Source organism: Kitasatospora sp. Ki12, from assembly GCF_054601375.1.
Genome location: NZ_BAAIHT010000002.1, coordinates 445,350 through 458,788 on the forward strand (window position 1 = coordinate 445,350; position 13,439 = coordinate 458,788).

Annotated in this window: 7 protein-coding genes; 6 read left to right on the forward strand and 1 reads right to left on the reverse strand. The window is 75.3% G+C overall.

Going from position 1 to position 13,439, the window contains the following annotated elements:
- Positions 1-41 precede the first annotated feature (41 nt).
- The 6 genes from ACYP53_RS19565 (at position 42) to ACYP53_RS19590 (ending at position 12,096) form a co-directional block, all read left to right on the forward strand.
- A complete protein-coding gene (locus tag ACYP53_RS19565) occupies positions 42-236 on the forward strand; it encodes an MbtH family protein (protein ID WP_189914220.1) in 195 nt (64 codons plus the stop codon).
- 36 nt (positions 237-272) lie between these two features.
- Positions 273-7,502, forward strand: coding sequence for an amino acid adenylation domain-containing protein (locus tag ACYP53_RS19570; protein ID WP_459648289.1), 7,230 nt, complete (start codon positions 273-275; stop codon positions 7,500-7,502).
- Positions 7,495-8,253 (forward strand): CatB-related O-acetyltransferase, encoded by a 759-nt coding sequence (locus tag ACYP53_RS19575; RefSeq protein WP_459648290.1) that lies wholly within the window; start codon positions 7,495-7,497, stop codon positions 8,251-8,253. Before ACYP53_RS19570 ends, ACYP53_RS19575 begins: the two co-directional genes overlap by 8 nt.
- Positions 8,250-9,470: a cytochrome P450 gene (locus ACYP53_RS19580; RefSeq protein WP_459648291.1), complete on the forward strand. Its 1,221-nt coding sequence runs from the start codon at positions 8,250-8,252 to the stop codon at positions 9,468-9,470. The genes ACYP53_RS19575 and ACYP53_RS19580 overlap by 4 nt, the downstream gene beginning before the upstream one ends.
- Entirely contained in the window at positions 9,467-10,738 is a 1,272-nt protein-coding gene (locus ACYP53_RS19585) for an MFS transporter (RefSeq protein ID WP_459648292.1), read from the forward strand. Before ACYP53_RS19580 ends, ACYP53_RS19585 begins: the two co-directional genes overlap by 4 nt.
- Positions 10,739-11,274: 536 nt before the next feature.
- On the forward strand, positions 11,275-12,096 hold the full coding sequence (locus ACYP53_RS19590) for a phosphatase PAP2 family protein (protein WP_459649790.1): 822 nt from the start codon (positions 11,275-11,277) through the stop codon (positions 12,094-12,096).
- Between the two features lie 7 nt (positions 12,097-12,103).
- Here the strand turns inward: ACYP53_RS19590 and ACYP53_RS19595 are convergent, their stop codons facing one another.
- The gene (locus tag ACYP53_RS19595; RefSeq protein ID WP_459648293.1) at positions 12,104-13,438 is read right to left on the reverse strand and encodes a glutamate-1-semialdehyde 2,1-aminomutase; all 1,335 of its coding nucleotides are present in this window, start codon (positions 13,436-13,438) and stop codon (positions 12,104-12,106) included.
- Between the last annotated feature and the right edge of the window lies 1 nt (position 13,439).

The following is a 13,439-nucleotide window of genomic DNA, read 5'->3' on the forward strand; positions in this document are numbered from 1 at the left end:
ATACCTGTTCAAAGAAACCCATTCCGCTTGTGGAGGTTGCCATGTCCAACGACGAACTCGACCTGGACTACAAGGTCGTGGTGAACGACGAGGAGCAGTACTCGATCTGGCCCGAGGACCGGGACAACCCGCCCGGCTGGCAGGACGCCGGCGCCCGGGGCAAGAAGCCGGACTGCCTGGAGTGGATCGAGCGGAACTGGACCGACATGCGGCCCAAGAGCCTGCGCAGCGCCTAGTCACCATCGTTCGGGACGGAGTTGGAGGTACATCTGATGTCACACGGTCTGGACGCCCTGAAAGACGGGTCGGCTCCCGTCCCGGCACCCCTCTCGCCGGACACACCCGCCGCGGCGGGTGCCGGCCGGCTGCCGCTGTCCCTGGCGCAGCAGCGGCTGTGGTTCCTCTCCAGGCTCGGGGAGTTCCGGGCCGGGTACAACATGCCCCGGGTGCTCCGGATCTCCGGGCCCCTGGACCGGGCGGCGCTGACCGCGGCGCTCGGCGACGTCGTCCGCCGCCACGCGGCGCTGCGGACGGTGTTCCCGGAGGTCGCCGGGCAGCCGTGGCAGCAGGTCGTGGCCCCCGGCGAGGTCGCCGGGCGGTTCACGGTGGAGACCGCCGAGTGCGCCGCCGGGGAGCTGGCCGGCCGGGTCGACCTGGCCTGCCGGCACGAGTTCGACCTGACCTCCGAACTCCCGGTGCGGGCCTGGCTGTTCGCGACCGGCCCGGCGGAGCACGTGCTGGTGCTGGTGCTCCACCACATCGCCGCGGACGGCTGGTCGCTCGGGCTCGTGGAGCGCGATCTCGGCACCGCCTACGCCGCCCGCCGTTCCGGCGCCGAGCCGGTCTGGCCCGCCCTGCCCCTGGAGTACCCGGAGCACGCGGTGCGCCAGCGCTCGGCGCTCGGCGCGGAGGACGATCCGCAGAGCCTCCTCTCCCAGCAACTCGACTACTGGCGCGAGGAGTTGCGCGGCTCCCCGCAGGAGCTGCCGCTGCCCCGGGACCGGCAGCGGCCGCCGACGGCGGGCCCCTCGCCGGCCGGGACGGTGCGCTTCGAGGTCGACGCCGACACCCACCGGGCGCTGGCGCGGCTGGCCCGCGAGCACCGGGTCACACCCTTCGTGGCGCTGCAGGCGGCGTTCGCGGCGCTGCTGAGCCGGCTGGGGGCGGGCACCGACATCCCGATCGGCGCGCCGGTGGACGGCCGTACGGACGAGGACCTGCAGGAACTCGTCGGCTTCTTCGTCAACACCCTGGTGTTCCGGGTCGACTGCTCGGGCGATCCGAGCTTCGGCGAGCTGCTGAAGCGGGTGCGGCGCACGGCCCTGACGGCCTTCGCCCACCAGGACGTCCCCTTCGACCGGGTGGTCGAGGCCGTCAACCCCGTCCGTACGGCGGCCGGCAACCCGCTCTTCCAGGTGAGCTTCTCGCTGGAGGCCGCCGGGGACGGCGGCGGCCTGGTCCTGCCGGGCCTGACGGTCGCCGATGAGCCGTTCGCGGCGGGCGCGGCCAAGTTCGACCTCAGCCTCGGTCTGACCGAGCACCGCGCGGACGGGCAGCCGGCCGGCCTGAGCGGCGTGCTGGAGTACGCGGAGGACCTGTTCGACCGGGCCACCGTCGAGGCGCTGGCCCGCCGCTGGCAGCTGCTGCTCGCCGGGGCGCTGGCCGAGCCGGCCCGGCCGGTCGGCGAACTCCCGCTGATGGACGGGGCCGAGCGGCAGCGGCTGCTCGACCTGGGCGACGGGCCCGAGGGCGTGCTGCCCGAGGTGGTGCCCTCGGCGGTCGAGCGGTTCGCGGCGCAGGTCGCGGCGGCCGGCGACCGCACCGCCGTCGGCGACGGCACCGGCGCCAGGCTGAGCTACCGTCAACTCGACGAGCGGGCGGGACGGATCGCCGCGCTGCTGGCCGAGCAGGGGGTCCGGCGGGGCGACCGGGTCGGGCTCTGCCTCGGCCGCTCCGTCGACATGGTGGCCGGTGTGCTCGCCGTCCTGCGGCTCGGCGCGGCCTACGTCCCCGTCGACCCCGACTACCCGCCGGCCCGCCTGGAGTTCGTCCTCGGCGACGCCCGGGTCCCGATCGTCCTGACCGACCCCGGGACCGCCGCCCGCGTGCCGGACGGGCCGTGGCGCACCCTCGACGTCACCCGGACGACCGACGCCGCCGTCCCGGCACCTGTACGGCCCGAGCCGGCCGAACTCGCCTACGTCATCTACACCTCGGGCTCCACCGGCCGGCCCAAGGGCGTCGAGGTCACCCACGGCAACCTCGCCGTGTTCCTGGCCTCCACCCGGCTCCTCTCGGACGCGTCGGAGACCGACGTGTGGACGCTGTTCCACTCGCTCGCCTTCGACTTCTCGGTCTGGGAGATCTGGGGCCCGCTGGCCTTCGGCGGCCGCCTGGTCGTCGTCCCCCGCGAGGCGGTGATGGACCCGGACGCGCTGCACGCGCTGCTGGCCCGGGAAGGGGTCACCGTCCTCAGCCAGACCCCGTCCGCCTTCCGGCAGTTCGCGGCCCGGGAGGAGCGCCACCCGGTGGACGCGCTGGGGCTGCGGATGGTCGTGCTCGGCGGCGAGGCGCTCGACCTCGCGACCGTCGGCAAGTGGCAGCGCCGGCACCCCGCGGGCACCACCCGGCTGGTGAACGCCTACGGCGCCACCGAGAACACGGTGCTCACGACCTGGCGGGTGATGGCCCCCGTCAGCACCGGGGCCGAGGCGAACGTCTCCCCCATCGACGGGACCATTCCGGGCTGGCGGCTGGCCGTCCTGGACGCCCGCGGCGAGCCGGTGCCCACCGGGGTCGTCGGCGAGATCCACGTCGGCGGTCCCGGCGTGGCCCGCGGCTACCTCGGCCGCCCCGCGCTGACCGCCGAGCGCTACCTCCCGGACCCGTTCACCGACGTGCCCGGCGCCCGGCTCTACCGGACCGGCGACCTCGGCCGCTGGAACGCCGCCGGTGAGCTGGAGTACTGCGGCCGCACCGACGACCAGGTCAAGATCCGCGGCTTCCGGATCGAACTCGGCGAGGTCGAGGCCGCGATCGCCCGGCACCCGTCCGTCCAGGGCGCCGCCGTGGTGGTCCGCGAGGACACCCCCGGCGACCGCCGCCTCGTCGCCTACGCGGCCTGCCCCGACGGGACGGACGCCCGCGAACTGCGCGAGTTCGCCACCGGCCACCTGCCCGCCCACATGGTCCCGGGGGCGATCGTCGTCCTGGAGACGCTGCCGCTGACCCGCAACGGGAAGGTCGACCGCGCCGCGCTGCCGGTACCGGAGGTCTCCGCCCGGTCCGCCGGCCGCGAGCCCGCGAACCCGACCGAGGCGGCCCTGTGCGAGCTGTTCGCCGAGGTCCTGGAGGTGGAGCGGGTCGGCGTCGAGGACGCCTTCTTCGAGCTCGGCGGGCACTCGCTGCTGGTCATCCGGCTGGTGGACCGGATCCGCTCCGCCCTCGGCGTGGAGCTGTCCGTCCGGGCCGTGTTCGAGGCCGCGACCCCGGCCGGCCTGGCCGCGCTCGTCGACCTCGGGCAGCGGGCCCGGCCAACCGTGCGGCCCGCCGTCCGCCCGGAGCGCCTGCCGCTCTCCTTCGCCCAGCGCCGCCTCTGGTTCCTCAACGAACTCGACGGCGGGGCGGCCTACAACATCCCGTACGCGGCCCGGCTCTCCGGCCGCCTGGACGTCGAGGCGCTGACCGCCGCCCTGGCCGACGTCGTCGACCGGCACGAGGCGCTGCGCACCGTGCTGCCCACCAAGGACGGCCGGCCCTGGCAGCAGGTCCTCACCGGCCCGGACGCCCGGCCGGAACTGCCCGTCACCGACACCACGCCGGAGGCGCTGGAGGCCGGGCTCACCGAGGAGAGCAACCGGGCCTTCCGGCTCACCACCGAACCCGCCCTGCGCGCCCGGCTCTTCCGCCTCGCCCCGGACGAGCACGTCCTCCTGCTGGTCGTCCACCACGTGGCCTGCGACGGCTGGTCGCTGGAGCCGCTGCTGGACGACCTCGCCGAGGCGTACGCGGCACGCCGCACCGGCAGCGCCCCGGCCTGGCCGCCGCTGCCCGTCCAGTACGCCGACTTCACGCTCTGGCAGCGCGAGCTGCTCGGCGCCGAGGACGACCCGGCGAGCCGGCTCACCCAGCAGACCGAGTACTGGCGCCAGGCCCTGGCCGGCGTCCCCGACCAGCTCGCGCTGCCCTTCGACCGGCCGCGCTCGGGCACCGTCAGCCTGCGCGGCGGCGAGGTCGCGGTCGAGGTCGGCCCGACCCTGCACGCGGCCCTGGCCGCCGTCGCGCGGGCCCACGACTGCACCGTCTTCATGGCGCTGCAGGCCGCGGTGGGCGTGGTGCTCTCCCGCTCCGGGGCCGGGCCCGACATCCCGCTGGGCACGGCCACCTCCGGGCGCGCCGACGGCGTGCTGGACGGCCTGGTCGGCTTCTTCGCCAGCACCCTGGTGCTGCGCACCGACCTCTCCGGCGACCCGACCTTCACCGAACTCCTCGGCCGGGTCCGGGAGACCGACCTCGGCGCCTACGCCCACCAGGACGTCCCGTTCGAGACCCTGGTCGAGGCGCTCAACCCGGCCCGGGTGCCCGGCGCCAACCCGCTGTTCCAGGTCAGCGTCTCCATGCTGAACAGCATCAGCGCGGAGCTCGCCCTCCCGGAGCTGGCGGTCGCCCCGCACGACCTGAGCATGGGGATCTCCGCCTTCGACCTGTCCTTCGTGTTCGGCGAGCGCCCGGGCGGCGCGGCCGGGGCCGGGCCGGCCACCGGCCTGGTCGCCGCGATCGGGTACGACGCCGACCTGTTCGACCACGCCACCGTCGAGGGCATCGCCGCCCGGCTGGTGCTGGTGCTGGAGGCGATGGCCGCCGACCCGGGCCGCCGGATCGGCGCGGTGGAGCTGCTCTCCGCCCGGGAGCGGCAGCAGGTCCTGCGGGACTGGAACGACACCGCCACCGAGGTGCCGACGGGGACGGTGCCCGAGCTCTTCGCCGCCCGGGTCGCGCACACCCCCGCGGCACCGGCGGTGCGCCACCTCGGCACCGAGCTGAGCTACGCCGAACTCGACGCCCGCGCCAACCGGCTGGCGCACGAGCTGATCGCCCGGGGCATCGGTCCCGGCCGTCTGGTGGCCCTCGCCCTGCCCCGCTCGGAGCAGATCGTGGTGGCCCTGCTCGCGGTCCTCAAGGCCGGGGCGGCCTACCTCCCGGTCGACCCGTCCTACCCCGCCGACCGGGTCGCCTTCATGCTGCGGGACGCCGCCCCGGCCTGTGTGCTCAGCACCGGGGAGGTCGCCGCCGCCCTGCCCGGCGGCCCGGCCCTTCCCGTCCTGGCGCTGGACGACGAGGGGGTGCGCCGCTCGGTCGCCCAGCGACCGGCCACCGCGCCCGCCGACGCCGACCGGACCGCGCCGCTGCTGCCCGCCCACCCGGCGTACGTCATCTACACCTCGGGGTCGACGGGCCGCCCCAAGGGCGTGGTGGTCTCCCACCGCGGCCTGCCCAGCATGGTGCGCGCCCAGGCGGCGACGCTCGGCGTCGACGCCGGCAGCCGGGTGCTGCAGTTCGCCTCGATGAGCTTCGACGCCTCGGTCTGGGACACCTGGATGGCGCTGCTGACCGGCGGCTGCCTGGTCGTCGTGCCGGAGTCCGACCGGATCCCCGGCCCGGGCCTGGCTGACTTCCTGCGGGTGCACGGCATCACCCACGCCACCCTGCCGCCGGCCGTGGTCCTCGCCACCGAGTTCGACGAGGACGTCGCCGGGGTCACGCTGATCACCGCCGGCGAGGCCTGCACGCCCGCCGTCCTCGACGCGGCCCGCCACTTCGCCAAGGTGGTCAACGCCTACGGCCCCACCGAGTCCACGGTCTGCGCGACCATGCGCGTCGTCGACGGGGTGCCGGAGGCCGTCCCGATCGGCCGGCCGGTGGCGAACACCCGGGTGTTCGTGCTGGACGCGCTGCGGCGCCCCGTCCCGCCCGGCGTGCCCGGGGAGCTGTACCTCGCGGGGGCCGGGCTGGCCACCGGCTACCTGAACCGGCCCGCGCTGACCGCCGAGCGCTTCCTGCCGAACCCCTTCGGCGCGCCCGAGGAGCGGATGTACCGCACCGGCGACCTGGTGCGCTGGACCGCGGACGGCGAGCTGGTCTTCCTCGGCCGGACGGACGAGCAGATCAAGATCCGGGGCTTCCGGGTCGAGCCCGGCGAGGTCGAGGCGGTGCTCACCGGCCACCCGGAGGTCGCCCACGCCGCGGTGATCGCCCGGGAGGACCGCCCCGGGGACGTCCGGCTGGTGGCCTACGCCGTCCTGACGGCCGGTCGGCCGCCGCAGGACGGGGAGCTCGCCGCCGAACTTCGGCGGTACGCGGCCGAGCGCCTGCCGGAGTACCTGGTCCCCGGCGACGTGGTGCTCCTCGACCAGCTGCCGCTGACACCGAGCGGGAAGGTGGACCGCAAGGCCCTGCCCGCGCCCGCGTCCCCGTCCGACGGCCCCGCCGCGGCGGGCCGGGCCGACCAGGACACCCCCGAGGACCCGCGGGTCGCCGTCCTGGTCCGGCTCTTCGCGCAGGAGCTCGGCCTGGACCGGGCCGGCCCGGACGACTCCTTCTTCGAGCTGGGCGGCCACTCGCTGCTGGCGACCCGGCTGATCGGCCGGATCCGCGCCCTGCTCGGCGTCGAGATCGGCATCACGACGCTGTTCGAGGCACCCACCCCGGCCGGCCTCGCGGCCCGGCTGGACGAGGCCCCGACCGACCCGTACGCCAACGTCATCGAGCTCCGGCGCGGCCCGGCGAGCAGCCGTCCGGTCTTCTGCGTCCACCCCATCGGCGGGCTCAGCTGGTGCTACAGCTCCGTCCTGCCCCACCTGGAGCGGGACCAGCCGGTCTACGGGATCCAGGTGACGGAGAGCCACGGCCGCTTCAAGGCGGTGGAGTCGCTCGACGCGCTGGCCCGGCGCTACGCCGACCTGATCACCGCGACGCACCCCGACGGCCCGTACGTCCTCATGGGCTGGTCGCTGGGCGGGGTGCTGTGCTACGAGGTCGCCCGCCTGCTGGAGGCCTCCGGGCGGACCGTCGACCTGGTCGTCCTCTACGACGCCTGGCCGTACGAGCGGCCGGTGACGCCCGAGGAGCTGGACGGCGACTTCGCCGCCTGGGTGACCGGCGAGGTGATCGCCGGCCCGACCGCCGACGGCGCCCTGGACGCCCGCCAGAGCCGGGCCCTGGTCCGCGCGGCCAAGGGCGTCGCCGCCCTCCTCGGGCCGCCGCACCCGGACGGCTACCACGGGCGGGTGCTGAGCATCGCCGCCGCCAAGACCGTCGCCGAGCGGGGCTCCGCGGCGCAGGCCTGGCAGCCGTACCTCACCGCGGCCGAGCACCACGTGGTGGACTCCGACCACGACGCGATGTTGACGGCCGCCGTCATGGAGCAGTCGGGGCCGCTGGTGACGGCCGCCCTGGCGGCCCGGCCGGCCCCGTCGACCGGGACGGAGGCCGACCGTGACTGACCACCGCGCCTCCGGCCCCGCCGTCGATCCCGGCCTCGACCGGGACCTCGACCCCGACCTGGACATCCCGGACCCGCGCGATCCGCGTCCGCTCGGCGACGACCGCCTGGTCTTCATCCGCCCGGTGCTCGACCCGGGCGGGAAGGTCGTCGCCGGGAACTTCTCCTACTACGACGCCTCCGAGGACACCGCCGGGTTCGAGGAGTCCCGGGTCCGCTACGCCTTCGGCACCGAGCGGCTGTTCATCGGCCGCTACTGCTCGATCGCGGCGGGCGTGACCTTCGTGATGGCCGGCGCGAACCACGTCTTCGACGGCCCGACGGGCTACCCGTTCCTCAGCTTCGAGGGCGACTGGCGCGACAGCCTGATCGACGACCTGATCGCCCGGGGGCCGGGCCGCAAGGGCGACACCCGGATCGGCAACGACGTCTGGATCGGCCGCGGCGCCACCGTCATGCCCGGCGTGACCGTCGGAGACGGCGCCATCATCGGCGCCGGCGCCCTGGTCGCCTCCGACGTGGCGCCTTACACGATCGTGGGCGGCAACCCGGCCCGGGTGATCCGCGCCCGCTACGGCCCCGAGGACGTCGAGCGGCTGCTCACCGCCCGCTGGTGGGACTGGCCGGTGGCGGCCGTCTCCCGGCACCTCCCGGAGCTGGTCCTCGGCCGGCCCGAACAGATCCTGTCCATCGCGCGGGCCGAGCACCTGCTCGACCCCGTGCCCGCGACCACCCAGCGGAGCGCATCATGACCACAGCGACCGGAGCCCCGCCGGCGGTCGACCTCGCGGACCCCGCCCTGTACGGGGCCGGCGACCCGGAGGCGGTGTGGGCCGCCCTGCGCCGCGACCACCCGGTGCACTGGAACGAGTCCCCGGACGGCGGCGGCTTCTGGGCCGTCACCCGCCACGCCGACGTCCAGCGGGTGCTGAAGGACACGGCGACCTTCACCTCCGCCCAGGGCATGCGGATCGGCCACAACCCGACCGCCACCGCCGAGGCCGCCGGGAAGATGCTCATCGTCACGGACGCGCCCCGGCACGGGAAGATCCGGCGGGTCATCAGCTCCGCGTTCACCCCGCGCACCGTCGCCCGCCTGGAACAGAACATGCGGACGATCGTGCGCGAGGAGCTGGAGCCGGTACTGGCCGGTGAGCCCTGCGAGTTCACCGACTTCGCCGCCGTCCTGCCGGTGGCGGTGATCTGCGACCTGCTGGGCGTGCCGAAGAGCGACTGGGCGTTCATGCTGAAGTCCACCCGGGCCGCCTTCGGCGCCTCCGAGGTCGACCCGATCGCCCGGCTCGAAGCCCACGCCGGCATGCTCGCCTACTACGCCGACCTCGTCGACTTCCGCCGGGACGAACCGGGCGACGACGTCATCAGCGCCATGGTGAACGGCACGGTCGACGGCGAGCCGCTCACCGACGAGGAGATCTTCCTCAACTGCGACGGCCTCATCTCGGGCGGCAACGAGACCACCCGGCACGCCACCGTCGGCGGGCTCCTCGCCCTCGCCGCCGACCCCGGGCAGTGGCGGCTCGCGGCCGCCTCCCCGGACCGGATGGACGGCGTCGTCGACGAGATCCTGCGCTACACCAGCCCGGCCATGCACGTGCTGCGCACGGCCTCCCGGGACACCGAGATCGCCGGCCGCCCGATCAGGGCCGGCGACCCGGTGACGGTCTGGATGCCGTCCGCCAACCGGGACGGGACGGTCTTCGAGGCGCCCGAGCGCTTCGACGTCCGGCGCACGCCCAACCCGCACGTCGCCTTCGGCGTGGGCCCGCACTTCTGCCTGGGCGGGGCGCTCGCCCGTACCGAACTCCGGGTGCTGTTCACCGAACTGCTCGCCGCGGCCGGATCCGCCGAACCGGCCGGCCCGGCCCGCCGGCTGCACTCCAACCTCATCTGGGGCTACGAGTCCGCCCCCGTCCTGCTGCACCCCCGCGACGGGCGGGAGCGGCGGTGAAGCCGCTCGCGGACCCCCGGTTCCGCCGCCTGCTCATCGGCCAGGCGCTCTCCGGCTTCGGCAGCAGCGCCCTCTACCTGACGCTGGGCATCTGGGCCAAGGACCTCACCGGCAGCAACGCCGCCGCCGGCGGGGTCGAGGCCGCCCTCGGCGCGCCCATGGTGCTGTCGCCGCTCTTCGGCCACCTGGCCGACCGGGTGCGGCGGCGGCCGCTGCTCATGGCCACCAACGCCCTGATGGCGCTGGCCGTGCTGTCGCTGCTCGCGGTGCACGGCGGCGAACAGCTGTGGATCATCTACCTGGTGGCGGTCTGCTACGGCGTGGCCTTCGGCGTGCTCGGCGCCGCGTCGGCCGGAATCCGCCGGGACCTCCTCCCCGACGACCAGCTGACCGGCGCCAACGCCCTGCTCCAGACGGTCAGTCAGGGGCTTCGCATCATCGCCCCGCTGGTCGGCGTGGCGATCTACGCGGCCGCCGGCGCCGGGACGCTCGCCGTGCTCAACTCCCTGACCTTCCTGGCCGCGATCCTGGCGCTGGCCGGCCTGCGGGTCGAGGAGTCGGTGGGTGCGGAGGCGCCCGGGGAGCCGTTCCGCCGCAGTGTCCTCGCGGGCATCCGGCACATCGCCGCCACCCCGGTGCTCGCCCAGATCGGCTACGCGGCGGCCTGCGCGTTCTGCGTCATCGGCCTGAGCCAGACCGTGATGTTCGCGGTGGTGGACGAGGGGCTGGGCCGGCCGCCGTCGGCGCTGGGCCCGCTCAACGCCGTGCAGGGCGTCGGCGCGGTGATCGGCGGCCTCACGGTCTCCGTGCTGATCCGGCGGGTCGGCATGGCGCGCACCGCCGGACTCGGGATCGGCGCGTTCACGGCGGCGGCGCTCGCCTACTGCGTGCCGAACCTGGCCTTCGTGGTCGCGGGCGAGGTCGCGGACGGGATCGCCATCACCTGGATCATGGTGGTGCTGTCGTCCGCGGCGCAGCTGCACACCCCGTCCCGGCTCCAGGGCCGCGTCAACGCCATCTGCACGATGCTGGTGCTGGTCCCGCAGTCGCTGTCGCTCGCCGCCGGCACGGTCCTGATCGACCGCTTCGACTACCGGACGCTGCTGGTCGTGATGGCGGCGGTCACCGCGGTCTGCGCCGCGGTGCTGGTGCTGAGGCCGCGCGTCGCGCTCACCGAGCGGACCTTCGTGACCTCGGGGAGCACCGCCGGGGAGACGGACCTGGAAGGCCTAGACGCCGCCAACTCAGGCCAGGCGTCGCAGCGTTGAGTCCGGGCGACCGGCCCTGGAGCCCGCTGGGGCGCGGGCGGGACCGGACGCTCCGCTCAGGCCGCCAAAATTCTGACGGCTTGTCATGACTGAAACACCGTTCGACCGGGCATAACGCAATCAGTCCGCCGAGGGTCCCGGCTGAAGCTCCCCCACGAGCCCAACCGGGACCACGGCCGGCGACCGGGCCTGGACGTGACTCCCCCCACGGAGTGGCGACCAGGCCCGCTTGGTGTCCAACCAACGACACGCAGCGTACTTGTCATATCGACGTAACGCTACTGTGTCGTCCCGGACACTCGATCCACCCGTGCGAACCGGCCGTTCCGCTCAGGCCCGTTCCGGCGGCACCACCCCCGCACCGCCGGACGCCGGTATCATCGGTCCGGCTTCAGCGGCGCCGCGAATCACGGTGCGGTGCACACTCTTTGACGGTCCGTCGGACGTCGGACCGCGATGGGGGGCTCGCGTTGGAAGAACGCCCGGCCGGACCGGACCCGGACGCCGGGGTGCGGACGGACCACCCCGACCGGGGCCTGCCCGACCACCCGGCCGCCGAAGTCGTCCGGAAACCGCACCCCGCCGTCGCGTCCGCGGTGCTGCCGCCGTCGCTCCGCGGGTGGCTCGGGCCGGTCGCGGCCTTCGCCGCGCTGGTGGTCACCGTGCTCGGGATCCGGTACGCCGGTGCGGGCGGGCCCGGACCGGTGGACGCCCGGATCGGGGCGGCGCTGGACGGTGCGGGGCCGCCGTGGCGGCAACTCGCCCTGGCCCTGGACGCCCTGGGCGAACCGCCGGGGGCCGCGACGCTGGTGTTCTCCGCCGTGACGAGCTGTCTGCTGCTCCGGCGTCCGCGCGCGGCGGTGTTCCTGGTGGCCGCCGTCGCCGCGGCGGTGGGGGCGGCGACGCTGCTCAAGCACCTCGCCGGACGCACCATCCACGGCGACAACCTGTCCTACCCGAGCGGGCACACCGCCTTCGCGACCGCGGTCGCCCTGGTGGCGGCCCTGCTCGCGACGGGGCGCCGGGGCCGGAGCAGAGGCCGAGCCGGGGGCCGGGACGGGGGCCGGGACGGGGGCCGGGACGGGGGCCGGGACGGGAACGAGCCCGGCCCCGGCCCCGGCAGGGCGGCCGCCCTCCTGCTGCTGCTCGCCCCGGCGCTGGCCGCCGGGGCCGCGATGGGCTGGGCGGAGGTCGCCCTGGGCGCGCACTACCCGACCGACGCCCTCGGCGGCGGGTGCACCGCGCTGGCGGTGGTCCCGGCCGCCGGGTGGCTGGTCGACCGGGCGGCCGACCGGGCGGCCACCCGAGCGGCTCGCAAGCCGGCCACCGCCGGCCGGCCCGGGCGGGGGCCGCACTGACCTCGCGTCAGGCCAGTCGGCGGAACACCGGCTTCACCGGCCGCCCACCCACCCAGGGGGTCGGGTCGCCGGCCTCCAGCGCCTTCCGGTAGACGGCGCAGGCCCCGGCCACCACCTCGACGGTGTGCGCGATGTCGGCGTCGTCGAGCGCGCTGCTCACCACGAACGACGGGGCCAGCACCCCGCCCAGGAGGAGTTGGCGCAGGAACAGGGTGCGGTACGGCTGCGACGGCTGCCCCTGCTCGTCGAGGGTGGCGAAGACCAGGTTGCTGGCCCGGCCCCGGACGAGGACGTGGTCGCCGACGCCGGCGGCCGCGGCGGCCTCGCGGACACCCGCGGCCAGCCGCTCGCCGAGGGCGTGCAGCCGGGCGGTGACGCCCTCCTCGGCGTAGGTGTCCTGCACGGCCATCGCGGCGGCCAGCGCGTGGGTCTCCGCGCCGTGCGTGGTGGACAGCAGGAACACCCGGTCCCCGGAGTGGCGCAGCCCGCCCCGCTCCATCAGCTCCCGGCGCCCGGCCAGCGCGGCCACGGCGAAGCCGTTGCCCAGCGCCTTGCCGAAGGTGGACAGGTCGGGGGTGACGCCGTACAGGCCCTGGGCGCCCGCCTCGGACCAGCGGAAGCCGGTGATCATCTCGTCGAAGACCAGCACGCAGCCGTGCCGGTGGGCCAGTTCGCGCAGGCCGGCGAGGTATCCGGGCGGCGGCTCGGCGTGTCCGGCGGGTTCGAGGATCAGGCAGGCGACCTCGTCCCGGTACCGGGTGAGCAGTTCCTCGGTGGCGGCCAGGTCCCCGTACGGGAACGCCACGGTGAGCTCGGTGGTCGCGGCCGGGATCCCGGCGGACATCGGCGTGGTGCCGATGAACCAGTCGTCGACGGAGAAGAACGGGTGGTCGGCGCAGACGGCCACCCGGGAGCGCCCGGTGACGGCGCGGGCGAGCCGCACCGCGGCGGTGGTGGCGTCGGAGCCGTTCTTGGCGAACTTCACCATCTCGGCGGTCGGCACGGTGGCCAGGAAGCGTTCCGCGGCCTCGACCTCCACGACGGACGGCCGGACGAAGTTGCCGCCCCGGTCCAGCTCGCGCCGCACCGCCTCGACCACCCGCGGGTGGGCGTGGCCGAGGCTGACCGACCGCAGGCCGGAGCCGTACTCGACGTAGCGGTTGCCGTCGAGGTCCCACACGTGGGCGCCCCGGCCGTGGCTGATGACCGGGGCCAGGTCCTCGGGGTACTGGTCGTCACCCTTGGCGTAGGTGTGGGCGCCCCCGGGGATCAGGGCGTGCAGCCGCTCGTTCGTCGCCCGCGACCGGGGCAGGCCGAACCCCTCGGTGTGTCCGGTGTCCACG